The sequence below is a fragment of the Pseudomonas sp. rhizo66 genome, assembly GCF_031931925.1.
GTDB lineage: Bacteria > Pseudomonadota > Gammaproteobacteria > Pseudomonadales > Pseudomonadaceae > Aquipseudomonas.
This window is the reverse complement of the sequence record NZ_JAUJWZ010000009.1, coordinates 43,209-64,978: the sequence shown is the minus strand read 5'-3', so window position 1 is coordinate 64,978 and position 21,770 is coordinate 43,209. Positions and strand designations below refer to the sequence as shown.

The 21,770-nt window shown below is 60.5% G+C and carries 22 protein-coding genes and 2 pseudogenes; 13 read left to right on the top strand and 11 right to left on the bottom strand.

Going from position 1 to position 21,770, the window contains the following annotated elements; all coding sequences use genetic code 11:
* Window positions 1–147 precede the first annotated feature (147 nt).
* From codA to QZR14_RS12785, 5 genes are all read right to left on the bottom strand, one after another.
* Window positions 148–1,383, bottom strand: a complete 1,236-nt coding sequence (gene codA / locus QZR14_RS12805; RefSeq protein WP_311996751.1) for a cytosine deaminase — start codon at window positions 1,381–1,383, stop codon at window positions 148–150.
* A gap of 15 nt (window positions 1,384–1,398) precedes the next feature.
* Window positions 1,399–2,670 (bottom strand): cytosine permease, encoded by a 1,272-nt coding sequence (gene codB / locus QZR14_RS12800; RefSeq protein WP_311996750.1) that lies wholly within the window; start codon window positions 2,668–2,670, stop codon window positions 1,399–1,401.
* 240 nt (window positions 2,671–2,910) lie between these two features.
* Window positions 2,911–3,723, bottom strand: a complete 813-nt coding sequence (locus QZR14_RS12795; protein WP_311996749.1) for an alpha/beta fold hydrolase — start codon at window positions 3,721–3,723, stop codon at window positions 2,911–2,913.
* A gap of 202 nt (window positions 3,724–3,925) precedes the next feature.
* Entirely contained in the window at window positions 3,926–4,282 is a 357-nt protein-coding gene (queD, locus tag QZR14_RS12790) for a 6-carboxytetrahydropterin synthase QueD (RefSeq protein ID WP_007915588.1), read from the bottom strand.
* Between the two features lie 85 nt (window positions 4,283–4,367).
* The gene (locus tag QZR14_RS12785) at window positions 4,368–5,447 is read right to left on the bottom strand and encodes a patatin-like phospholipase family protein (RefSeq protein WP_250606889.1); all 1,080 of its coding nucleotides are present in this window, start codon (window positions 5,445–5,447) and stop codon (window positions 4,368–4,370) included.
* Between the two features lie 149 nt (window positions 5,448–5,596).
* Here QZR14_RS12785 and QZR14_RS12780 point away from each other — a divergent pair, with 149 nt between their 5' ends.
* From QZR14_RS12780 to QZR14_RS12765, 4 genes are read left to right on the top strand one after another with little or no spacing between them, the layout of a single operon-like run.
* On the top strand, window positions 5,597–5,905 hold the full coding sequence (locus QZR14_RS12780) for a PepSY domain-containing protein (protein ID WP_250606888.1): 309 nt from the start codon (window positions 5,597–5,599) through the stop codon (window positions 5,903–5,905).
* The gene (locus tag QZR14_RS12775; protein WP_250606887.1) at window positions 5,905–6,216 is read left to right on the top strand and encodes a PepSY domain-containing protein; all 312 of its coding nucleotides are present in this window, start codon (window positions 5,905–5,907) and stop codon (window positions 6,214–6,216) included. The genes QZR14_RS12780 and QZR14_RS12775 overlap by 1 nt, the downstream gene beginning before the upstream one ends.
* Before the next feature lie 3 nt (window positions 6,217–6,219).
* On the top strand, window positions 6,220–6,888 hold the full coding sequence (locus QZR14_RS12770) for a response regulator transcription factor (protein WP_311996748.1): 669 nt from the start codon (window positions 6,220–6,222) through the stop codon (window positions 6,886–6,888).
* A complete protein-coding gene (locus QZR14_RS12765) occupies window positions 6,885–8,198 on the top strand; it encodes a sensor histidine kinase (protein WP_250606885.1) in 1,314 nt (437 codons plus the stop codon). The genes QZR14_RS12770 and QZR14_RS12765 overlap by 4 nt, the downstream gene beginning before the upstream one ends.
* A gap of 249 nt (window positions 8,199–8,447) precedes the next feature.
* Here the strand turns inward: QZR14_RS12765 and QZR14_RS28070 are convergent, their stop codons facing one another.
* Together QZR14_RS28070 and QZR14_RS28065 are read right to left on the bottom strand one after the other, a co-directional pair.
* Window positions 8,448–9,203 carry a methyl-accepting chemotaxis protein gene (locus QZR14_RS28070; protein ID WP_371857720.1) on the bottom strand — a complete coding sequence of 252 codons (756 nt, stop codon included), beginning with the start codon at window positions 9,201–9,203 and terminating at the stop codon, window positions 8,448–8,450.
* Between the two features lie 102 nt (window positions 9,204–9,305).
* Window positions 9,306–9,452, bottom strand: a pseudogene (locus tag QZR14_RS28065) (HAMP domain-containing protein); the annotation flags it as partial.
* Between the two features lie 1,399 nt (window positions 9,453–10,851).
* Between QZR14_RS28065 and QZR14_RS12755 the strand changes: the two are divergent.
* The 3 genes and pseudogenes from QZR14_RS12755 to QZR14_RS28055 all read left to right on the top strand — a co-directional run bounded on the left by QZR14_RS12755 (window position 10,852) and on the right by QZR14_RS28055 (window position 14,053).
* Window positions 10,852–12,168, top strand: coding sequence for a Na+/H+ antiporter family protein (locus tag QZR14_RS12755; RefSeq protein ID WP_016987944.1), 1,317 nt, complete (start codon window positions 10,852–10,854; stop codon window positions 12,166–12,168).
* A 202-nt stretch (window positions 12,169–12,370) separates the two neighbouring features.
* A pseudogene (locus QZR14_RS28060) lies at window positions 12,371–13,147 on the top strand (cache domain-containing protein); the annotation flags it as partial.
* Between the two features lie 84 nt (window positions 13,148–13,231).
* Window positions 13,232–14,053 carry a methyl-accepting chemotaxis protein gene (locus QZR14_RS28055; protein WP_442967403.1) on the top strand — a complete coding sequence of 274 codons (822 nt, stop codon included), beginning with the start codon at window positions 13,232–13,234 and terminating at the stop codon, window positions 14,051–14,053.
* A 469-nt stretch (window positions 14,054–14,522) separates the two neighbouring features.
* Here QZR14_RS28055 and QZR14_RS12745 read toward each other — a convergent pair whose 3' ends face one another.
* Complete coding sequence (locus tag QZR14_RS12745) at window positions 14,523–15,458, bottom strand: LysR family transcriptional regulator (protein WP_250606882.1); 936 nt, start codon at window positions 15,456–15,458, stop codon at window positions 14,523–14,525.
* A gap of 111 nt (window positions 15,459–15,569) precedes the next feature.
* Here QZR14_RS12745 and QZR14_RS12740 point away from each other — a divergent pair, with 111 nt between their 5' ends.
* The 3 genes from QZR14_RS12740 (at window position 15,570) to QZR14_RS12730 (ending at window position 17,733) form a co-directional block, all read left to right on the top strand.
* On the top strand, window positions 15,570–16,055 hold the full coding sequence (locus QZR14_RS12740) for a DMT family transporter (protein ID WP_095051024.1): 486 nt from the start codon (window positions 15,570–15,572) through the stop codon (window positions 16,053–16,055).
* Between the two features lie 3 nt (window positions 16,056–16,058).
* Entirely contained in the window at window positions 16,059–16,511 is a 453-nt protein-coding gene (locus QZR14_RS12735) for a DMT family transporter (RefSeq protein ID WP_250606881.1), read from the top strand.
* A gap of 1,057 nt (window positions 16,512–17,568) precedes the next feature.
* Entirely contained in the window at window positions 17,569–17,733 is a 165-nt protein-coding gene (locus tag QZR14_RS12730) for a metallothionein (protein WP_250606531.1), read from the top strand.
* 26 nt (window positions 17,734–17,759) lie between these two features.
* On the opposite strand, the gene QZR14_RS12725 is transcribed toward QZR14_RS12730, so the two are convergent.
* On the bottom strand, window positions 17,760–18,032 hold the full coding sequence (locus QZR14_RS12725; RefSeq protein WP_311996745.1) for a hypothetical protein: 273 nt from the start codon (window positions 18,030–18,032) through the stop codon (window positions 17,760–17,762).
* A 35-nt stretch (window positions 18,033–18,067) separates the two neighbouring features.
* Window positions 18,068–18,295, bottom strand: coding sequence for a DUF6555 family protein (locus QZR14_RS12720; protein ID WP_250606533.1), 228 nt, complete (start codon window positions 18,293–18,295; stop codon window positions 18,068–18,070).
* A gap of 136 nt (window positions 18,296–18,431) precedes the next feature.
* Here QZR14_RS12720 and QZR14_RS12715 point away from each other — a divergent pair, with 136 nt between their 5' ends.
* The 3 genes from QZR14_RS12715 (at window position 18,432) to QZR14_RS12705 (ending at window position 20,600) form a co-directional block, all read left to right on the top strand.
* Complete coding sequence (locus QZR14_RS12715; protein WP_250606534.1) at window positions 18,432–19,205, top strand: AraC family transcriptional regulator; 774 nt, start codon at window positions 18,432–18,434, stop codon at window positions 19,203–19,205.
* A gap of 235 nt (window positions 19,206–19,440) precedes the next feature.
* Window positions 19,441–19,614, top strand: a complete 174-nt coding sequence (locus tag QZR14_RS12710; protein ID WP_007969534.1) for a DUF1427 family protein — start codon at window positions 19,441–19,443, stop codon at window positions 19,612–19,614.
* Between the two features lie 29 nt (window positions 19,615–19,643).
* The gene (locus QZR14_RS12705) at window positions 19,644–20,600 is read left to right on the top strand and encodes a quinone oxidoreductase family protein (RefSeq protein ID WP_311996744.1); all 957 of its coding nucleotides are present in this window, start codon (window positions 19,644–19,646) and stop codon (window positions 20,598–20,600) included.
* Window positions 20,601–20,738: 138 nt separating this feature from the next.
* Here the strand turns inward: QZR14_RS12705 and QZR14_RS12700 are convergent, their stop codons facing one another.
* On the bottom strand, window positions 20,739–21,761 hold the full coding sequence (locus tag QZR14_RS12700) for a purine-nucleoside phosphorylase (protein ID WP_311996743.1): 1,023 nt from the start codon (window positions 21,759–21,761) through the stop codon (window positions 20,739–20,741).
* Between the last annotated feature and the right edge of the window lie 9 nt (window positions 21,762–21,770).

The following is a 21,770-nucleotide window of genomic DNA, read 5'->3' as shown; positions in this document are numbered from 1 at the left end:
GTAACGTGTGTCGCCTGTCAGATCTGACAGGTTTGCTCGATTATTTGGCGATAAAAGTCTCGCCAACCATAACCTTGCACACGATCGATCAAGTGTTCTTTATTGAAGAGTGCCAGTCGGCGCCCCAAGGACGCCGATGTCGGTACCTCAGACGAACTCCACCACCGGCATCTGCCGCTTCATCAACACCTTGCCACCGCGAATCGAATACAACGGCAGCCCCTGACTGCGGATCACCTCGTAATCGCTGTCCGCCGACAAGATCAACAAGTTCGCCGGGCGCCCCTGTTCCAGGCCATAACGCTCGCCCAGGTGCATGGCCTTGGCGCTGTTGTCGGTAACCAGATCCAGCGCGCTTTGCAGGTTGCGATAACCGAGCATGTGGCAGATGTGCAATCCGGCCTCAAGCACGCGGAGGATGTTGCCGTTGCCCAGTGGATACCACGGGTCGACGATGGAATCTTGACCGAAACACACATTCATCCCCGCTTCGAGCAGTTCATTCACACGGGTCACGCCCCGGCGTTTCGGGAAGTTGTCGAAACGTCCTTGCAGATGAATGCTCTCGGTCGGGCAGGAGACAAAGCTGATCCCGGAATGGCCGAGCAAACGGAACAGTTTGGCGCAGTAGGCGTTGTCGTAAGAACCCATCGCCGTGGTGTGGCTGGCGGTGACGAGCGCGCCCATGTCGCGACTGCGTGCTTCTTCGGCGAGCACTTCAAGGAAGCGCGAATGCGGGTCGTCGGTTTCGTCGCAATGCACGTCGACCAGGCAACCGGTGCGCTCGGCCAGGTCCATGAGGAACTTCACCGAACTCACACCTTGATCGCGGGTGTACTCGAAATGCGGAATCCCGCCGACCACGTCCGCGCCCATGCGGATCGCTTCTTCCATCAGCTCGCGACCGTTGCGGAACGACTCGATGCCTTCCTGCGGGAACGCGACGATTTGCAGATCAATCAGGTGACGGCTTTCCTCGCGCACTTCGAGCATGGCTTTGAGCGCGGTGAGTTGCGGGTCGGTGACGTCGACGTGGGTGCGTACGTGTTGAATGCCGTGAGCGGCCAGCGCCTGAATGGTTTTCTTGGCGCGGGTCTTGGTGTCTTCTTCGGTGATGGTGACCTTGCGTTCGCCCCAGCACTCGATGCCTTCGAACAGCGTGCCGCTCATGTTCCAGCGCGGCTCGCCGGCGGTGAGGGTGGCGTCGAGGTGAATGTGCGGCTCGACGAAGGGCGGCACCACCAGATTGCCGCCGGCGTCGAGGTCACCCGGGCCAAGGGTCGGCGCTTCGGTCTGCCGGGCGATGCTGCGGATCAGGCCGTCTTCGAGGTGTAATTCGTGCAGACCTTCCTGGTTGCGCAAACGGGCGTTGATGATGTGCATCAGGCGAATCCTTTTTTATAGATCTTGTAGTGGCGCGCTGGCGCGGCGAGCGCCGAGCACGCCGGTGACGATGACATACGTTAGCGCGGCAGCGGCGATCCCTACCAGCGGCGCGACCCACGGCGAGCTGAACGCAGCGACGGTGCCGACTGCATAAGCCCCGAGGCCCGGCCAGTTGAACGCCGGCAACCGTGCGTCGGCCAGACGCGGATAATGCCCGCGCCAACGGAAGAAAAAGTCCGCCATGATCACCCCGCCAATCGGCGGAATCACCGTGCCGAGCAGAATCAGGTACGGCACCAGCATGTCGTACATGCCCAGCAGCGCGAGCAGGGTGCCGATCACCGCACCGGCAAGGGTCACGGTTTTGCGCCGGCCGGTGCGCAGCAGGTTGCAACCGGCGACGGCGAAGTTGTAGATGGTGTTGTCCTGGGTGCTCCAGATGTTCAGCAACAGCATGGCCATCGCGGCCATGGCAAAGCCTTGCAACAGCAGCACTTCCACCACGTCCGGCTGTTGATAGACGATGGCGCCGTATGCGCCGATCAGCACCATCAGACCGTTGCCGATGAAAAAACCAATCAGGCTGGCCAGCACCGCCACGCGCGCCGAACGTGAGAAACGTGTCCAGTTGGTCGCCTGCGTTGCGCCGCTGACGAAGGTGCCGAACACCAGGGTGATCGCCGTCGACCAGTCCAGCGAACCGCTTGGTACGACGCTGAGCAAACCCTCGAACCCGCCAACTTTCACCGTCGCCACCCACATCGACAGCATTAGCAATAACATCATCGCCGGCACCGCGATGTACGACAGAATCTCTAGTCCGCGATAACCGACATAAGCCGTGGCGCAGAACAGCAGACCGAACAGCACCATCAAGCCGAGCACCGTGCCTTCGTCGAGATTGAAATATTTACCGATCACAACGGCAGCCGTGGCCGTGCCCCAGGCGTACCAGCCGATCTGGGTGAAACCGAGGATCAGGTCGCTGAGCTTGCTGCCGACTTCGCCGAAGCAGAAGCGTCCCATCAACACCGAGTTGAGGCCGCTTTTGAAGGCGATGTAACCCAGACCCGCCGCATACAAACCCAGCAGCAGGTTGCCGACGACAATCACCGCCATCATCTCGCCAAAACTGAACGCCACACCGAGCTTGCCGCCGGCAAACATGGTCGCGGTGAAAAACGTGAAGCCGAGCAAGACCATGGCCGTGGAGGCCAGGCCTTTGCGCGCATGCATGGGGACTTCGCTGAGCGGGTAATCGTTGCCGGGATCGTTCTGCGTCATGGGGCGGTCCTTGCTGGAATGGAGGAGACGCGGGGGAGGGTTGCAGTGGTCGTGCCAAATGCCGGGTGGCGCGGGTTATGTATAGACGAGTCGCGTCGGCAGGCGCGAAAACAGTGCACCTGAACAGACCGAGGCCCAATGTAGGAGCTGCCGAAGGCTGCGATCTTTTGATCTTGTTTTAAAAAGCAAAATCAAAAGATCGCAGCCTTCGGCAGCTCCTACAGGTGGATAGGTGTTGGGTCAGAGAAAGCGCAGCAGGGCGGCGACAATGGCTTCGGGGGCGTCTTCCTGAACGAGGTGGCCGGCGTCGGGGATCGGGTGGAATCGTGCCCCCGGGATCATCTGCTGTAACGCACGACCACGTTCGATGGGAATCCACTGATCCTGCTCACCCCAGAGAATCTGCACCGGGCAGCGGATCGTCGGATACAAGCTTTCCGCTTCACGGGTATAGCGCTCATCCATCTGCGCAATCTGCCGATAGAACGCCGCTTGCCCCGGATCGCCCAGCCACGGCTGCACGTAGGGCGCCAGCTCTTCATCGGCAATCTCGCGGTGAATCGCCCCGCGAATATAGGTCGGCACGATGGCGCGCTGGATGTAATCGGGCAGGCCGCTGAACGCCGCTTCATGCTGACGCACATGCTGCACGAACGGCGAACCCCAAGGTGACAATGCCACTGGATCGATCAGGGTCAGGCTGCGGTAATCCTTGCCGTTGAGCAGGTGTGCACGCAGCACAGTGGCGCCGCCGAAGTCGTGGGCGACGACGTCAGGGCACTTTAGATTCCAGTGATCGAGCAGTTGCGCCAGCAGTTGGTTTTGCACGCTGAGGGAGACGTCGGCGTCGGGCTGTTCGGAACGCCCGTAGCCCAGCAGATCGAAGTAGTACACGCGATGCGTGGCGAAAAAGTGCGGTGCGATCCGGTGCCACACGTATGACGAAAACGGCGTGCCATGCACGAATACCAGCGGTGGGCCGTCGCCGCGTATGGCGTAGCGAACTTGTCGGCCGTTGAAGTCAAAGACCTGATCCAGCAGCCAGTCTGTCATGGGCCTGTCCTCTTGGCGGGGTCGGAGCCGAAAAGCATAGGCGTAAAAAAACAGCCGTGAAGGCTGTTCTTTATTTCCCGGACAAAACACCAATCTCTCTGTAGGAGCTGCCGAAGGCTGCGATCTTTTGATCTTTGTTTTTAAGATCAAGATCAAAAGATCGCAGCCTTCGGCAGCTCCTACAAGGGAGATCTCTCCCAGGTTACTCGCCGCGATAGATGCAACCGCTGGTGCAGGTCTCGTGAATACGGATCGCGCTCAGTTCCGGCAGCAACGGCTTCATTTCATTCCAGATGAATTTGGCCAGCACTTCGCTGGTCGGGTTTTCCAGGCCGGGAATGTCATTCAGGTAGTTGTGATCCAGACGCTCGTACAACGGCTTGAAAATCGCCTTGATTTCGGAGAAGTCGCGGATCCAGCCAGTGTGCGGATCGAGGTCGCCGCTGAGGTGAAGCGCCACTTTGAACGAGTGACCGTGCAGACGCCCGCACTTGTGGCCGTCCGGGACGTGCGGCAGGCGGTGGGCGGATTCGAAAGTAAATTCCTTGAAGATTTCCACAGTATTTTCGGCTCTGTTCAGATGGCGTTCGCCGCAGCGATTCGGGCAGGCGGCGAGTTTACCAGCTTGTGTTTGGCCGTGCTGACTAAAGGGTCAGCAAGCGCTCGGCGAGGCGACCATTGGCAGTCAGTTCAAGGAATTCATCGCCGAGGCGACGGCTCTCGTCCATCGCCGCGTGCCAGTATTTCTGCCGGCTCGGCGCATCGCCCATAAAGCGCTTGAAGTCGTTGCGGTCAGGCAGTTTGCCGTAGGGCAGGCGCGCCAGATATTCCCTGGACGGAGCGAGCAGCAGAACGTCTTGCAAGCGCTCCACCGAGGCCTTGCGCCATGGCAGGGTCTTGTCGAACCAGCCCGGAATCACCCGGTCGGTGAAGTGTGGATAGAGCACGATGCCGTCGCCGCTGTAGGGCAGGTCGAGGTGATAGTCGAGCAGCCCGCCATCGCGGAAAGTGCCAGCACCGGCGCCCGGCAAATCACGCACACCTTCCATGACCATCGGGATCGACCCCGAGGCGAGCAGGGCCTGCCGCAGGTTGCCGGCATTCAGCGCGACGAAGCGCGACGGGAAGTCGTTCAGTGCATTTACCGGCGGTGCGAGGCGCGGGTCGTGGATGATCAAGCGTTCGAAGTGTCGCGACAGACGCGCGCGGCCGCGCAAGTTGTCGGCGATCACCGAGCCCAGTGCCAGGCCCAGTCGACCACGATGGTCATCAGCCAGACGTCCCTGACTTTTCACCACCATGATGTTCAGGCGGTAATGCGCGTTGTCGAGGATGCTCGCGTCGCGGCCGTCGAGCAGGTCATTGAGCATGCGCTGCGAGCTCTGACTGATCTCGGCCATGGTCACGCCTTTGTTGAAGTTTTGCTCGGCATAGAGATGACCGAGGCGGCGAATGCCTTCTGCAGCGTCTGGCAGGCAAGCGCTGGCGAAGCGCCAGGAACCGACCGAAGCGCCGATCAGCGAACGCTCACGCGGTGCACTCGGCAGCCATTCACCGAACAACGCCAGATCCAGCCCCTGAATCCCCAACGCCTTCGGCCCACCGGCAGCACCGGGCAGGGTGCCGACGTCGGCGGCATTCAAGCCTTGGGCACGAATGCGCGCCATGGCACGCGGGCCGGCCTTGAGGGTGAGGGCGGGGAATTTGATGTGGATGGCGGTCATACCGGTCTCGATCGTTAGCAAGCGAACAATTATAAGCACATGTTACAAAATCCTGTAGGAGCTGGGGCAATGATGGCAATTCAGTTTCAGTTAAGTTCATCCCGCTAAGGTGCCCACCGTAAAGCAACACATAAAAATACGGAGACCCCATGAAAACCCTGACTGCCCTGTCCACTGCCGCGATCATCGGCTTCACCGCCAACCTCGCCCACGCCCGCGATCTCGGCCCCGACGAAGCCCTGCGTCTGCGCGACGCTGGTACTATCGTCTCCTTCGAGAAGCTCAACGCCACGGCGCTGGAAAAGCACCCGGGTTCGACGATCACTGAAACCGAGCTGGAAGCGGAGTACGGCAAGTACACCTACCAGATCGAAATGCGTGATCCTCAAGGGCTGGAGTGGGATCTGGAATTAGACGCGGTGACTGGGCAGGTTCTCAAGGATCATCAGGAAAAGTAATGAAGGTTAATGTTCGCGCCACCCGCCGTACGGCATTGGCGCTGGTGATTTTCTGCTCGTCAGCAATGGCTCGCGACCTCGATCAGGACGAGGCTCTGAGTCTGCGTGAGAAGGGCGTGATCTTGCCGCTGGAGCAGGTGCTGCAGCAGGCAATGGATCGCTATCCCGGCGCAAAACTGCTGGAAGTCGAGCTGGAAGAAAAACACGACGTCTACATTTATGAAGTCGAGTTGCTGACCGTCGAAGGTGTCGCCCGTGAGCTGCACTTGAAGGCCGATACCGGTGAACTTGTGAAAGACAAGGAAGATTGATCGATGCGTTTGCTTTTGGTGGAAGACCACGTACCGCTGGCCGACGAATTGCTCGCCAGCCTGCAACGGCAAGGTTACGCGGTGGATTGGCTGGCGGACGGACGTGATGCGCTGTATCAAGGCAGCAGCGAGCCGTATGACCTGATCATTCTCGACCTTGGCCTGCCGGGTGTGCCGGGACTTGAGGTGTTGGCGAAATGGCACGCCGGCGGTCTGGCGATTCCGGTGCTGATCCTTACCGCGCGCGACTCCTGGGCCGAGCGCATCGAAGGTCTGAAGGCCGGTGCCGATGATTACCTGACCAAACCGTTCCACCCCGAAGAGTTGCAGTTGCGCATTCAATCGCTGTTGCGCCGTTCCAAAGGCCAGGCCAATCAGCCGACATTGCAGGCAGCCGGCCTGCATCTGGATGAGGGCCGCCAGTGCGTGGTGCGCGACGGCGCCGATATTCAACTGACCGCCGCCGAGTTCCGCCTGCTGCGGTATTTCATGCTGCACCCGGAGCAGATCCTCTCTAAAAGCCACCTCGCCGAACACCTTTACGACGGTGAAACCGAGCGCGATTCCAACGTCCTCGAAGTGCATGTCAATCACCTGCGGCGCAAGCTCGGCAAAAGCGTGATCGAAACCCGTCGCGGCCAGGGTTACCTGTTCGGCGGGCAAGCTTCGTGAGGTCGATCCAGCGCCGCTTGAGCCTGGGTCTGATCAGCGTGATGGTGGTCGTTGGCGTGGTGGTCGCACAAACCAGCCTGTGGTTGTTCGAGGTGGGTTTGCAGCGCTACCTCGAAGCTGGCCTGCGCAACGACAGTGAGAGTCTGTTGGTCGCGTTAGTGCGTGGCCCGCAAGGTTTGCAGCTGGATGAACGGCATCTGTCGCCGGCTTATCAGCGGCCGTTTTCCGGGCACTATTTCCGCATCGATTTTGCCGACAGCCACTGGCGTTCGCGCTCGTTGTGGGATCAGGACCTGCCGCTGCTCGACCATCCCGGTCTGCACAGCAATCTGCAACTGGGGCCGGACGGTCAGCAGTTGCTGGTGCTGCGCTCGGATTATCGGCGTCTGGGCCAGTCGATTTCGATCAGCGTCGCGCAGGACTACACGCCGGTGCGCGAGAGCTTCCAGCGCATGCGCCAGATCGGCCTCGGCCTGGGTCTGGCGGCGTTGTTGTTGATTTTGTTCTTGCAGCGATTGACCGTGCGCCGTGCGTTGAAACCGCTGGAAAAGGCTCGCGAACAGATCGCGCAATTGCAGCAGGGCCAGCGTTCGCAACTGGATGATCAGGTGCCGGTGGAACTCGAGCCGTTGGTGGCGCAAATCAACCATTTGCTCGCGCACACTGAAGACAGCCTCAAGCGTTCACGCAATGCTTTGGGCAATCTCGGGCACGCGTTGAAAACGCCGCTGGCGGTGTTGTTGAGCCTGGCCTCCAGCGAAAAACTCGATGCGCATCCCGAGTTACGCAAGGTGCTCAAGGAGCAGCTGGAGCAAGTGCAGCAGCGGCTCAATCGCGAGTTGAACCGTGCACGGCTGTCCGGCGATGCGCTGCCGGGTGCGTTGTTTGATTGTGATGCGGAACTGCCGGGATTGTTGGCGACGCTGAACATGATTCACGGCGAGCATCTGGCGCTGAGCTATGTCGCCCCGGCGGGATTGCAACTGCCGTGGGATCGCGAGGATTTGCTCGAATTGCTGGGGAATCTCTTGGACAACGCCTGCAAGTGGGCGGATGCCGAAGTGCGCCTGAGCGTGATCGAACGTTCGGATGGCTTTGCCCTGAGCGTCGAAGATGACGGCCCGGGGATTCCCGAAGAGCAGCGCACTGAGGTGTTCAGCCGGGGCACGCGGCTGGATGAGCAGACCCATGGGCATGGCTTGGGGCTGGGGATTGTGCGCGACATCGTCGACACGTGGGGCGGGTTGCTGGTGTTGGGCGAGAGTGAGTGGGGCGGGTTGAAAGTGGTGATCGAGTTGCCTCGGCGGTGAGCCTCTAAAAGCCCCTCACCCTAGCCCTCTCCCGGAGGGAGAGGGGACTGACCGAGGTGTGTGTTCGAGGTACACCGACGTGAGATACCGAGCCGAACTCAGGGTTTGAAAGCATCATCGTGATCTGAAATATGGAGCCGAACTCAGGTTTTGAATGGCGTGGAGATCGGCTCCCTTTCCCCCTCGCCCCCTTGGGGGGAGAGGGCTGGGGTGAGGGGGGAATCCCACTGACACCCCACAACCTGCGAATCAAACCCGAAACTGATCCATCAAACTCTGCTGCTGATTCGCCAGGCTATTGAGCGACTGACTCACCCGCGCCGATTCATTCGCCTGTCCGGACAACGACTCGGTCACATCGCGGATCGTCGCCACGTTGTTATTGATCTCCTCGGCCACCGCACTCTGCTCTTCAGCGGCACTGGCAATCTGCAGGTTCATGTCACTGATTACCGTCACCGCATCGCCGATCTGACGCAGCGCGGTTACCGCTTGGCCAACCTGTTCGACACTGCCCTGAGCCTGACGATGGCTGTTGCCCATCGAACCGACCACATCCTGCGTACCGGTTTGCAGTTGCTCGATGACCTGACGGGTTTCTTCCACCGACTCTTGCGTGCGGCGGGCGAGGTTACGCACTTCGTCGGCGACCACGGCAAAGCCACGTCCGGCTTCACCGGCACGGGCCGCTTCGATCGCGGCGTTGAGCGCGAGCAGGTTGGTCTGTTCGGCGATGGCCCGAATGGTTTCCAGCACCGCGCCGATTTTCTCGCTGTTGGCCGCCAGCCCTTCGACTTGCACCATCGCCGCACTCATGTCGGCAGCGAGGGTGTCGATGCTCGCCGTGGTGCGATCGATCACGGTCAGGCCCTGACGGGTCGCGCGATCAGCATCCTTGGCGGCCTCGGCAGCCTGCGCGGCGCTGCGTGCGACGTCTTGCGCGGTGGCGCTCATCTCGTGGGACGCGGTGGCGACCTGATCGACCTGGCGGTATTGCTGTTCCATGCCGGCGCTGGTCTGAGTGGCGATGGCAGAGGACTGGTCGGCGGTGTTGCGCGCGTCCTGCACCGAGCGTTTCACTTCGGCAATGATCGGCTGCAACTTGTCGAGGAACTTGTTGAACCAACCGGCCAACTGGCCGAGTTCGTCCTTTTTGTCGTAGGCCAGACGGCGAGTCAGATCGCCTTCGCCGCTGGCGATGTCTTCCAGCATGTGCGCCACACCGAGGATCGGTCTGGTTACGCTGCGCGCCATCAGCCACACCAGCAGCAGGCCGACCAATGCGGCCAACACACCGAGGCTCAATTCGATCAAGGTGCCGGAGGTGTTGCTCGCATCCAGTTGTTGCTTGAGCGCTTCGGCGCGGCTGACCAGGACTTTTTCCGGCACATCCAGCAACACGCCCCACGATGGGCCGCCGGGAATCGGCTGGAACGGCGACAGCACTTTCAACTGGCCGTTGCTGTGCAGGCTGCTGACGCTGGTGCTGGAGGCGAGCTTGCTCAACAGTTCGGCGCCGCTGAGCTTGTCGACGGCATCCAGACGCTGACTGAGTTTGCCAGCATCCGGGCTGTAGCCGGCGAGCAGGCCGGCAGGGCTGATGATGCTCACCGCGGTCTGGCCGTCATAAAGCTTCTTGCTCGCGCCCTGGCTGATTGCTTGCAGGCTGTTGAGGTTGATGTCGACCGACAGCGAGGCGATGACTTTGCCGTTGACCATCAGCGGGAAGACGATGCTGGTCATCAGCACTTTTTGCCCGTCGATCACATAGAAGTACGGTTCGATCACGCACGGCTTGAGCGTGGCGCGCGGGCAGGTGAACCAGGCGTTGGCCGCCTGACCACTGGGGCCAGTGCTGGTGTCGGTCATGTCGCTTTCCGGCAGGGCCATCGAGGTGACGTTGCCCGGCGTCGGTTGCGACCAATACAGGGCGAACCGGCCCTTGTCGTTGCTGCCCAGTTCAGCCTGACCGGCAAACAGTTCATCTTTGCCGTCCAGCGCATTGGCTTCGAACACCAGCGACAGGCCGAGCAGGTCAGGATTGGCTTGCAGCGCCGATTTGACCTGGCGGGTCATGTCTTCGCGCAGGTCGAAGGCATCAAGGAAACGCTTCTCGGCCTGCTCGCGCAGGAACAGCACCTGCCGCGAAAAGCCGTGGCCGTACTGATAGGCGTCCATGAACTGCTGGCGAATGCCGGCGGCCTGCACTTCACCTTGCGACTCGATGCGCGCTTGCGCCGACTCAGTGAGCATCTCCATGCTCGAAGCTTTCACCAGTTCAGAACTGTGCTCCATGCGATACAGCGAAAGACCCACCAACAGGGTCACGATACCGGCCAGGCAGAGGCCGGCGAGCAGGGTGATTTTCCATTGGATGGAAAGTTGTCTGAGCGACATGGAGACGTCCTTATTCGATAAATATCTGAGACTTTGCACTGTAACGGCCCAAGAGCAGCTTTCTTGAGCTCCGAGCCGCAAGCTGCAAGCGAAAAAACGCAAAAGCTTGCAGCTTGTGACTTGCAGCTTGCCGCTGCTTCATTCACAGTGCGCGCCCTTCTAATAAGACCCTCTTTGCAAATCCGCCGGTCAACCTGTGCGGACTCATCCTGTCTGACGGTGTGTTTTCCACCGCAGTGTTTTTTGAGGTAGTGAAATGAATGCAGTCATAGCGGCGGTCGGCGTCATGCTGATTCTCAGCTTGTCCCGCGTGCACGTGGTGATCGCCCTGATCGTCGGCGCATTGGTCGGCGGCCTGACCGGTGGTCTGGGCATCGACGCCACGCTCAAGGCGTTCAACAGCGGCCTGGGCGGTGGGGCGACGGTGGCGTTGTCTTACGCCTTGCTCGGTGCTTTCGCCGTGGCGATTGCCAAGTCCGGCCTGGCCCATGCGCTGGCCGACAAGGCCCTGGCGATGGTCGATCGTCAGCACGCGACCGGCGGTGGCAGCGTCAAATGGCTGTTGATCGGCCTGTTGTGGGTGGTGGCGATTGCCTCGCAGAACATTCTGCCGATCCACATCGCGTTCATTCCGCTGCTGGTACCGCCGCTTCTTTATGTACTGACCAAGCTGCAACTTGACCGCCGCCTGATCGCCTGCGTCATGACGTTCGGTCTGATTACCCCGTACATGTTTCTGCCGGTGGGTTTTGGCAACATCTTCCTCAATGAAATTCTGTTGGCAAATGTTGCGCGCAGCGGTGTCGACATCAGCGGTATCAATGTCACCCACGCCATGGGCATTCCCGCGCTGGGCATGGTCTTCGGCCTGGCCATGGCGTTCATCACTTATCGCAAGCGGCGTGTCTACGACCTGGCGAAGATCGAGCAGGTCGAGCAAGTGGCGGTGCAGTACAACCCGCTGAGCCTGATGATTGCCGGTGTGGCGATTGCCGCTGCGTTCATCGTGCAACTGTTGTTGGACTCGATGATTATCGGCGCGCTGGTCGGTTTCCTGATCTTCTCGGTGTCGGGCATTGTGAAGTGGCGCGAGACCGATGACCTCTTCACCGAGGGCATGAAGATGATGGCGATGATCGGCTTCATCATGATCGCCGCCTCCGGGTTCGCCGAGGTGATGAAGGCCACCGGCGAGGTGCAGACCCTGGTCGAGTCGTCGGCGTCGTGGATCAATCACAGCAAGGGCGTCGGCGCGTTGTTGATGCTGCTGGTCGGATTGCTGGTGACCATGGGCATTGGTTCGTCATTTTCCACGGTGCCGATTCTGGCGGCGATTTTCGTGCCGCTGTGCGTGCAACTGGGTTTCAGTCCGATTGCGATTGTCTGCATCGTCGGCACCGCCGGTGCGTTGGGCGATGCCGGTTCGCCGGCCTCGGATTCGACCCTCGGCCCGACCTCCGGTTTGAACATTGACGGTCAGCATCACCACATCTGGGACACCGTGGTGCCGACGTTCCTGCATTACAACCTGCCGTTGCTGGCGTTCGGCTGGGTGGCCGCGATGGTCCTCTGAACCCCAGCGGTGATCGTTCCCACGCTCTGCGTGGGAATGCCTCTTGTGACGCTCTGCGTCACGTTGTTGGACGCGGAGCGTCCGGGGTTGCATTCCCACGCAGAGCGTGGGAACGATCCTCATACCGAAGCTCAACTTTTGCTTGCGCGTGCCGTTAAAGCCTTTAACCACGCCAATAAAACCAAAAGAGTGAGCCCCTACAATGCGCCTGAGCCTCAAGGCTAAAGTCCTGTCCCTCGCCGTTCTCCCGGTGTTGCTCTTTGCGCTGGTCATCAGTCTGACCACGCTGTTCATCCTCCAGGAACAGGCGCACAAAGAGGTCGAACAGACCCGCGAACGCCTGCTCGGCGACGCCAAAGCCACCCTGCAAAGTTACGTCGCCGTGGCCATGACCACCATTAAGCCGCTGTACGACGCGGCCGCGCCGGGTGATAACGAGGCCCGCGCCCAAGCGATCAAACTGCTCTCCGGCATTCGCTACGGCAAGGACGGCTACTTCTTCGGCTACGACTCCGAGACCGTGCGCCTGTTCAAGGCCAACGACCCCGAAGGCGTGGGCAAAAGCTTCAAGGACAACCGCGACCCGAACGGCGTTTACGTCAACCGCGGCCTGGTGAGCGTGGCGAAGGACGGCACCCACTATCTGCAATACAGCTCGCCGCTGCCGGGCAACGCCAATGTGCTGGTGCCGAAACTCGGTTACACCGAATACCTGGCCAAGTGGGACATGGCCGTTGGCACGTCGGTCAACCTCGACGGCATCGAAGCGCAAGTGGCGCTGGTCGAAGCGCAGGTGCAGGAACGCATGCAAGGCGTGGTGCTGAGCATCGTCGGCGTCGCGGTGGTGGTGCTGTTGGTGATTGCGGCGGCGGGGATGCTGTTGGCCAATACCATTTTGCGCCCGTTGACCCTCATGAAAGCCAACCTCGACGACATCGCGGCGGGTGAGGGTGACCTCACGCGTCGGCTGAACATCACCAGCCAGGATGAACTGGGCGAACTGGCCGGCTCGTTCAACCGCTTCGTCGACAAGATTCATGGCCTGGTACGGCAGATCACCGAGATGACCACGCAACTGACCGGGCTGGTGACGCAAGTCTCGGATCAGGCCCAGCGTTCCGATCAGGCAATGGAGCGTCAGCGCCACGAGACCGATCAGGTCGCCACCGCGATCAACGAGATGTCAGCTGCCGCCCAGGAAGTGGCCAAGAGCGCGCAGAACGCCGCCGTCGCCGCGCAACAGACCGACGAAGAAGGCCAGAGCGCGAAACGCGTGGTGGCCGGCAGCATCAAGCAGATTCATGCGTTGGTCGATGACATCCGCAGCAGTGGCGTGTCGCTCGACAGCCTGCAGCAGGACGTGACGTCGATTGTCGGCGTGCTCGGGGTGATCCGCTCGATCGCCGAGCAGACCAACCTGCTGGCGCTCAACGCCGCGATTGAAGCGGCGCGGGCTGGTGAGGCCGGGCGTGGCTTTGCGGTGGTGGCGGACGAAGTGCGGGCACTGGCCAGCCGTACGCAGATCAGCACTCAGGAAATTCAGGGCATGATCGATCGTTTGCAGGCGGGCACGCAGCAAGCGGTGGAAGCGATGCGCCGTTCCAGCGAAGCGGGTGACGGCACCTCACAGCAAGCCAATCAGGCCGGTGCTTCGCTGGATGCGATGGCCGAGCTGATCGCGACGATCAATTCGATGAACGCGCAGATCGCCAGTGCGGCGGAAGAGCAGACGGCGGTGGCCGAAGAGATCAACCGCAGCGTGCATCAGATTGCGGTGGCGGTGGACAGCGTGGCCGATGAAACGCAGTTGGGCGCGCAGACGTCGCGCAGTCTGGCGGAGCTTGGGCAGCGTCTTGACAAACTGGTCGGGCAGTTCCGGATCTGACAGCCTGAAAAGCCCCTCACCCTAGCCCTCTCCCAGAGGGAGAGGGGACTGACCGAGGTGTCTTGCGCCATACATCGACCTGAAAGATTGAGTCGATTATGGATTCGGTAAAGCTGTTTCAGGTCGGCGTAATTCCACAGCATCCCCCAATCAGTTCCCTCTCCCAGAGGGAGAGTGGACTGACCGAGGTGTCTTGCGCCATACATCGACCTGAAAGATTGAGTCGATTATGGATTCGGTAAAGCTGTTTCAGGTCAGCGTAATTCCACAGCATCCCCCAATCAGTTCCCTCTCCCGGAGGGAGAGGGGACTGACCGAGGCGTATTGCGTTGTACATCGACCTGAGAAATCGAGTCGATTATGGATTCACAGCAGAGCTTTCAGGTCGGTGCATTCCTGCAATATCCCCCAATCAGTCCCCTCTCCCTCTGGGAGAGGGTTAGGGTGAGGGGCTTTTGATTTTCAGCTTTCAGGGACGATCCCAGTAAGGCACTTCACCGAAGCACTCGACAAAGAAATCAATCACCGTGCGCACCTTCACCGACAACCGCCGGCTCCCCGGCCACAACACCGCAATCTGCTGCGGCTCCAGACTGTTCGATACCTGATATTCCCCCAACACCGGCACCAGCGTGCCGTCGCGCACTGCTTCGCCAATCAGCCATGACGGAAACATCACCAGCCCCAAACCCTGTTCGGCGGCCTGGGTCAGGGTGTCGGCGTGGTTGCCGGTGATCGGGCCTTTCACCGAGTATGGCGTCCAGTCTTCGCCATCGCGGCGGAAAAACCAGCGCTGCTGGCCGGCCGCGCCTTTGTAAGCCAGGCACTGGTGTTGCGCCAGATCTTCAGGTTTCTGCGGCGTGCCGTGCCGCTTGAGATACGCCGGGCTGGCCGCGACCTGAAAGCGATGCGGCGCGAGAATCCGTGCCTGCATGCTTGAGTCGTGCAGCGGGCCGATGCGAAACAGCAGGTCAGCGCCTTCCTGCAACGGGTCGACGTAATGGTCGGTTTGCTGGATATCCAGTTGCAGCTTCGGATAGCGCGCGCACAACTGGCCGAGCCACGGCGTCAGATGCCGCTGGCCGAACACCACCGGGGCGTTGATGCGCACCAGTCCAGTGGGTTCGCTTTGCTGTTCCTGCAAAGCCTGCTCGGCTTCCTCCAATTGCACCAGCACCAGCCGCGCATGGTGACCGAGCATGCGCCCGGCTTCGGTTGGCGTCACCGCTCGGGTGTGGCGATAGAGCAATTGCTGATTGAGCGCCTGCTCCATCAACTGGATCTGCCGGGAGATCGAGGAGGGCGCCACGCCTTCGCGGCGGGCGACTTCGGAAAAACTGCCGTGATCGAGCACCGCGACAAACAGCCTTAGCGCCTTGAATCCGAGTTCGTTAAGCCCGTGCATATCATCCTGCTGTGCGAGTTACGCAAAAGTGTTGTCCGGATGCTCCCATTTATCGCACAGCGGCGCCAGCCGATAATCCGCGCCATCGTTTACTTGAGTGGAATGTTGTTTATGCAGACGTTGGATGAGGTGAGCGTCAGCGCACCGGCGACGAAATCGGGGCTGCGCTTGTTGCTGCTGCCATTGGTGATTCTCGCGGGCATGGGCTTGTCGGTGGAGGCGGGTTTGCTCGGGCCGTTGGGCGTGCAGGTCGGGCATCTGTGGGCGACTTTGAGCATCTTTGGTGTCGGCTCGGCGATTCTGTTTTTGCTGCTGTTGTTCGCCGGCCCGCAAAAAGGCCCGGCACTGACCGATCTGCCGCGTTGGCAGTTGATTGGCGGTTTTCTGGGGCCGATGTATGTGGTGGTGCTGACGTTGGCCACGCCGCATATCGGCATTGCCATGACCATGATCGCGATTCTGTCCGGGCAGGTCGGCAAGAGTGTGTTGATCGACCACTTCGGCTGGTTCGGGGCGACGCGCAAGAAGGTCAATGCCGAGCGGTGGCTGGCGTTGGGGTTGATTGTGGCGGCACTTGTTCTGATTGCGCGGGGTTAAGTGATGAGTCTGGTTATTTTGTTGGCGGTGGTGGTGTTGGCCGGTGCGGTGTTGAGTGTGCAGGCGGCGATCAATGGGCGTCTGGGCGAGAGCGTTGGGGTGTTGCGCAGTAGTTTGCTGACGTTCGTTGTGGGTGCCGTGACGACGGGGTTGTTGATTTTGTTTTTTGAGCCGGCGCATGCGGTGAGCCTTTTGGATGTGCCGAAGTGGCAGTTGACCGGGGCGCTGTTTGGTGTGGTCTACATGATGGTGATGGTCGGGGCGGTGCCTGTGGTGGGGACGGCTGTGGCGACGGTGGCGGTGATTGTCGGGCAGTTGGGGATGGGGATGTTGATTGATAATTTTGGCTGGCTGGGGAATCCGGCGATTGAGCTTTCTTCCAGTAGGATTTTGGCGATGGGGTGTTTGGGGTTGGCTTTGGTGTTTATGTATAGGAGTTCGCGTCGGGTTGGGTGAGTTGGGTTGGGTTGGGTTGAGTACATATCCGTTGCTGCGGTCACGGCTACTTAGGGTTCCGCCCTTACGGCGGGTCACTTTTTCCAGGGGCGCCGAAAAAGTAACCAAAAAGGCTTGCTCCTGCGTGCGGCCCGCTCGCTAAAGCTCGGGGTTCCTTCGCTCCGGGATCGATCCGGGCGCAGCGCCTACGGTTTGCTTCGCTGCACCTCCTCTCGCTGTGTTTGGCTGCGCCAAACGGTCGCTGCGCTCCCACGCCCGGATCAATCCCTCCACTCAGCCTTCCGACGTCGCCTTACAGATCAAAAGCTGCAGCCGAGCTAACGCTCATCCTGTTGAGTGGTGGAAAAGCGTGCGGTCGGCTTTGGGTTTGCGTTGTTGCTGCCCCTCACCCCAGCCCTCTCCCGAGGGAGAGGGAGCCGATTTTTGGGCTTTTCAAAATCTGAGTTCTAGTCGGTATTTCATGTCGGCGTACCTCTCCCAAACACCTCAATCAGTCCCTCTCTCTCTGGGAGGGTGAGGGGCCGATTTGTTTGCTTTTTTGAGCCTGAGTTCGACTCGGTATCGCACGTCGGCGTAGCTCGCCCAAACACCCCGATCAGTCCCCTCTCCCTCCGGGAGAGGGCTAGGGTGAGGGGCTCTTGATCTGGCTTTTGATCTGGCTTTGGCTTCTGATTTTTTGCCCCATCGGCAGGCCGAGCGGAGGTGTTCATCCGGGGGTAGGCGCGCAGCGCCGTGCGGCGCAGCCGCATACATCGAGAGGAGGTGCAGCGAAGCAAACCGTAGGCGATGCCCCCGGATGGACACCGTAGTGAGGGAACACTGAGCCTCAGCGAAGTGCCGTACGCCAGGGGCAAAGCCTTTTGCTTACTTTTCGGCGTTTGGAAAAGTGAGTCGCTGTAAGAGCGAAACCGCCAGCGGCAACACCCGCAGCAACGGATATGCCCCCAATCCCAATCCCAAACAAAATCAAAAGATCGCAGCCTGCCGCAGCTCCTACACTGGATGTTAGGGCTTGCCCTTCAAGCCCCAGACAACCACCACCCAAGGAGTCTGTCCCATGCCTGATAAAAAATGCGATTGCCCCGCTTGCAAGTGCACGATCAAAGAAGGCGATCATTCCTATGCAGTTCACGGCAAACACTATTGCTGTGAAGCCTGCGCCCACCACCACAAAAGTGGCGAAGAGTGTTCAACCAAGGGCTGTAAATGCGCTCACGGATGACGAGCGACACATAAAAAAAGTGGAGCCTAATCAGGCTCCACTTCCAGTTTCAGACTTTTATCATCCCGTCGCTCGAAATGCCTCACCGTGCCTTGCAGCGTTCGTCCCTTGACCTTGACGACAATGATCTTCGCCTGATCCAGATCATCCGGAACCGGCGCCTTTACGCACAAAGTGAACCGATAAGGGTCATCGGGAACCGTTTCCAGCCCGACCTCGCAATCCACCGTTTTGGTGATTTGGCCGAAGAAGGTGGTCAGCCCGTAATCGAGTCGGGCCGGGTGATAAGTGTCGTTCATCGGGCGATTCCCCTTTTACGGTCACGGCGACGGGTTCAGTTGGTCGGTCGCCACACGACGTTTTCCACGCCGAATTTTTCTGCCATCGGCTTGCTGGTCTTCTGCACCTTCTCACGGCCAAAGCGCGGGATGCGACCGACGCCGGCGTCGCAGCTCGCCCAGTGCCACGCCTCGACGTTGTCCATCTTGTCCGATCGGATAATGAAGGACTTGGGCGTGCCGTGAAGGGTGTATTCGATGACATAGAGTTTTGCGTTGTTCATAAAGCCCGTATTCCTCCCTGTAGTATTAGAGGGATCGCGGCGCACCGGGAAAATTCATTCGGATTGTCCGACGGTCTCTATCGTTGGCGACGCCGTGGCGCACTGGTTACCATGGGTGTCCCGCCAACCCCAATGAATGCTCGCCATGGCCCTTGCCGCTCCGCCTGATCTCAGTGACACCGATGTGCCCGTGCAACCGCTGGCGCGCACCTATCCGCGCGGCTTGTTTATCGAGCCGCACGAGCATGTCTGGGGTCAGTTGCTGTATGCGATGAGCGGGGTGATGTGGGTCGAGACCCCGCACGAGGCGCTGGTGGTGCCGCCACAGCGTGCGGTGTGGTTGCCGCCCGGGGTACCGCACGGGATTCGGGTGGTGTCGGATCTGCAGATGCGCAATATCTATCTGCGCCCGGCGCTGGCGGCGACGCTGGATCAGACGGTGCAGGTGATCGAGGTCGGTGGTTTGCTGCGCGAGTTGATTGTCGGGCTGGTGGAGCAGGGCGACAACGGTGAACCGGCCTACTACGAGGCGTTGGTCGGCCTGGCCTTGCTGGAGCTGAAACGCGCAAGGCGTTCGCAATTGAAGATCCCCATGCCGGATGATTCCGACCGGCGTCTGATGAACCTGTGCCAGGCAGTGATGGCGGCACCGTCGCTGGAGATTCCGTTCGAGCAGCACGCAGAAAATGCCGGGGCCAGCGTGCGCACCCTGGCGCGGTTGTTCAAGGACAGCCTCGGCATGGGCTTCGCCGAGTGGCGGCGGCAGGTACAACTGGCGACGGCGGTGGCGGCGTTGATTCAGGGCGTGGCGGTGAGTGTGATTGCGCGCGAACTCGGCTACTCACCCAGTAGTTTCAGCGACATGTTCCGCCGTGAACTTGGCGTGGCGCCCTCACAATTTACGCTGTAACGACGCTATATCCTGAACCTGCACAGAACCTTGTGGGAGCTGGCTTGCCAGCGATGACGTCAGCACATCCAGCATCATCGTCTTAGACAATCCGCTATCGCTGGCAAGCCAGCTCCCACATGGTTTTGTGGCGACTGCGCCAGGTTTGTCCGAAATTCAGAAGTCCTTGGCCGATGCCATCCCGGCCGATTCCCTAGACTTTGCCCATTCCCTTCAAACGGCAGAGTTCCTCTCCATGAACTACCTGATTTCGCTGGCCATCGGTCTGGGCGTCGGCCTGTTGTACGGCGCGCTGGATTTTCGTTCCCCCGCGCCACCGGCCATTGCGCTGGTCGGTCTGCTCGGCATGCTCGCGGGTGAGCAGTTGTGGCCGATGGGCCGGCAGCTGGTCGCGGGTTGGTTGTCCTGAATTCTTTTTCTCCTTCGGTGGATGTCCTCATGAAAGCACTGCAATTCGATAAAACCGGCGACCTGTCTGCCCTGCGTTATGTAGAGGTGCCAACCCCGCTACCCGGCGCAGGCGAAGTGCTGGTGCAGATCAAGGCTGCCGGTCTGAACCCCAGCGATGTGAAAAATGTTCTCGGGCGTTTTCCGTACACCACGCTGCCACGGATTCCCGGTCGGGATTTCGCCGGGGTCGTCGTCGAAGGACCGCAGGCGCTGATCGGCCAGGAAGTCTGGGGCACTGGTCGTGAGTTGGGCTTTTTTGCTGATGGCTCCCACGCGCAGTTCGTCAAACTGCCGGCCAATGGCGTGGCACACAAACCTTCGCACTTGAGTTTCACCCAGGCCGCCAGCCTTGGCGTGCCCTACACCACGGCGTGGGATGCGCTGGAACGTAGCCTGGTAACCACCGAAACACGCTTGCTGGTGATCGGCGGCGGTGCGGTGGCGACGGCAGCATTGGCCCTGGCGAAAGTGCGTGGTGCGCAGTTGCTGGCAGCGGCGCGACGCCCGGAGCAGGTGGCGCAATTGCAGGCGCAGGGTTATCAGACACTCCAGCTGGATAACCCTGAAGACCTCGGCGCGCAGGTCAACGCGGTGTATCGCGGCGGTGCCGATGTGATCTTTGACACCACCGGCTTCTGGCTGCCGGCGTCGGTGGCGGCACTGGCCACTTTCGGCCGGATCGCGATTATCGCCGCACCGGTGGACGGGCATGTGCAATTGCCGGCGCTGGCCTTGTATCGCAAGGGCGGTTCGGTGGTCGGGATCAATTCTTTGCTGTATGGCGTTGAAGCCTGTGCGGCGATGCTGGAGCAGTTCGGTCGGTTCTTCGATGAAGGCTTGCTGCCGCTGCCGCAGGGGTTGGTCGAGGCGCCGTTGGCCGAAGGCCTGACGCGCTACGCCAACGTCAATCAGGGCGGCGGCGATAAGATCATCCTTATTCCCTGATACACCTTAAATCTCATTGACACCCGGCAACCTGTGGGAGCTGGCTTGCCAGCGATAGCGTCAGTTCAGGTTAGTTCTTCCTCGCCTGTTCCGCCGTCATCGCTGGCAAGCCAGCTCCCACAGGGATCTATGTTGGTCTTAAGAAGCAGGGACGCCGTTTTCCCACGCCGACCAGTTTTTCAGGATGTCCTGCACCAACGGATTCCCCGCGCGATAGAGGTTCTCCAGCGCTGGCACGAAACCGCCCTGATCAGCGTATTTGAGCAGGTTGTCCACTTCACTGCCGCCCGGCTCAGGGCGATCGAAATCGGAGCCGGCACGCACCACGGCCAGACGTTGCACGTCGACCAGACCTTCGCGACTGGCGCGCAGCAAGGCCTCATAGGTGGAGTTGTCTTCCTGCTGCGTCGTGCAATATTCGCCTTTGTTATCGGTCAACAATTTGGTCCAGACCTCGGCCCGTTCGCTCAGGCGCGTGCCGGAAAACCAGGTGTTGCCCGCCAATGTGTCGCAGCGTGTCACCACCGGTGGTTGATTCGCTGGCGCCGACGGATATTTCAGACGCCACGCCGCCGACTCCTTGCTTTCGCTCAGCTCGACCTTGTGGCTCAGGGCGAAGGCTTTGGCCTGCAGTTTCGGGTTGAGTTCGAAGACCTCGGTCTTGTAGTCCAGCGGCGGTTTTTCGTTCGGGCCCTTGGTGTTGATGCCCAGATAACCGGTCGGCCAACTCGATGGCGCATCGCGCGAATCGATCTCCCATTGCGTGCCGAATTCCACCAGATAATGCGCCCACGCGGCGGTGCCGATGGTCCCGTGTTTCGGGCTGATGCCGGCGATACCGGCGATCAGGAAGTAACTTTTGCGCAGGTCGAATTTCGGCGACAAGGCCAACGCCAGAGTCGAGGCGGCGGCGTTGGTCTGGCCCATGCCAGTGGTCAGCAGGCACACCTGCTGCGCATTGCAGCGGATGCTCGGGTACTCGGCGGACAGGCCCGGCACACGGACTTCCTGCTTCAGTTCCAGGCGATCGATCCAATGCTGCGCCTCGGGGGCGAACATGGTGATCAGCATGACTTTCGGTTGAATTGGCGCCTCGACCGCCCATGCGGTGGAGGAGAGCAGGGCCGCACCGGCCAGGGTCAAACGCATCATTGCTTGCATGGAAAACTC

What these genes read in the sequence shown, in the direction of transcription:
- QZR14_RS12735 (WP_250606881.1), top strand. Translation starts at nt 16,059, where the DNA reads ATGAGTCTGGTTATTTTGTTGGCGGTGGTGGTGTTGGCCGGTGCGGTG.
- QZR14_RS12710 (WP_007969534.1), top strand. Translation starts at nt 19,441, where the DNA reads ATGAACTACCTGATTTCGCTGGCCATCGGTCTGGGCGTCGGCCTGTTG.
- QZR14_RS12725 (WP_311996745.1), bottom strand. Translation starts at nt 18,032, where the DNA reads ATGAACGACACTTATCACCCGGCCCGACTCGATTACGGGCTGACCACC.
- QZR14_RS12740 (WP_095051024.1), top strand. Translation starts at nt 15,570, where the DNA reads ATGCAGACGTTGGATGAGGTGAGCGTCAGCGCACCGGCGACGAAATCG.
- QZR14_RS12780 (WP_250606888.1), top strand. Translation starts at nt 5,597, where the DNA reads ATGAAAACCCTGACTGCCCTGTCCACTGCCGCGATCATCGGCTTCACC.
- QZR14_RS12775 (WP_250606887.1), top strand. Translation starts at nt 5,905, where the DNA reads ATGAAGGTTAATGTTCGCGCCACCCGCCGTACGGCATTGGCGCTGGTG.
- QZR14_RS12785 (WP_250606889.1), bottom strand. Translation starts at nt 5,447, where the DNA reads ATGACCGCCATCCACATCAAATTCCCCGCCCTCACCCTCAAGGCCGGC.
- QZR14_RS28070 (WP_371857720.1), bottom strand. Translation starts at nt 9,203, where the DNA reads ATGGAACAGCAATACCGCCAGGTCGATCAGGTCGCCACCGCGTCCCAC.
- QZR14_RS12730 (WP_250606531.1), top strand. Translation starts at nt 17,569, where the DNA reads ATGCCTGATAAAAAATGCGATTGCCCCGCTTGCAAGTGCACGATCAAA.
- QZR14_RS12770 (WP_311996748.1), top strand. Translation starts at nt 6,220, where the DNA reads ATGCGTTTGCTTTTGGTGGAAGACCACGTACCGCTGGCCGACGAATTG.
- codB (WP_311996750.1), bottom strand. Translation starts at nt 2,670, where the DNA reads ATGACGCAGAACGATCCCGGCAACGATTACCCGCTCAGCGAAGTCCCC.
- QZR14_RS12755 (WP_016987944.1), top strand. Translation starts at nt 10,852, where the DNA reads ATGAATGCAGTCATAGCGGCGGTCGGCGTCATGCTGATTCTCAGCTTG.
- QZR14_RS28055 (WP_442967403.1), top strand. Translation starts at nt 13,232, where the DNA reads ATGACCACGCAACTGACCGGGCTGGTGACGCAAGTCTCGGATCAGGCC.
- QZR14_RS12720 (WP_250606533.1), bottom strand. Translation starts at nt 18,295, where the DNA reads ATGAACAACGCAAAACTCTATGTCATCGAATACACCCTTCACGGCACG.
- codA (WP_311996751.1), bottom strand. Translation starts at nt 1,383, where the DNA reads ATGCACATCATCAACGCCCGTTTGCGCAACCAGGAAGGTCTGCACGAA.
- QZR14_RS12700 (WP_311996743.1), bottom strand. Translation starts at nt 21,761, where the DNA reads ATGCAAGCAATGATGCGTTTGACCCTGGCCGGTGCGGCCCTGCTCTCC.
- QZR14_RS12795 (WP_311996749.1), bottom strand. Translation starts at nt 3,723, where the DNA reads ATGACAGACTGGCTGCTGGATCAGGTCTTTGACTTCAACGGCCGACAA.
- QZR14_RS12745 (WP_250606882.1), bottom strand. Translation starts at nt 15,458, where the DNA reads ATGCACGGGCTTAACGAACTCGGATTCAAGGCGCTAAGGCTGTTTGTC.
- QZR14_RS12715 (WP_250606534.1), top strand. Translation starts at nt 18,432, where the DNA reads ATGCTCGCCATGGCCCTTGCCGCTCCGCCTGATCTCAGTGACACCGAT.
- QZR14_RS12705 (WP_311996744.1), top strand. Translation starts at nt 19,644, where the DNA reads ATGAAAGCACTGCAATTCGATAAAACCGGCGACCTGTCTGCCCTGCGT.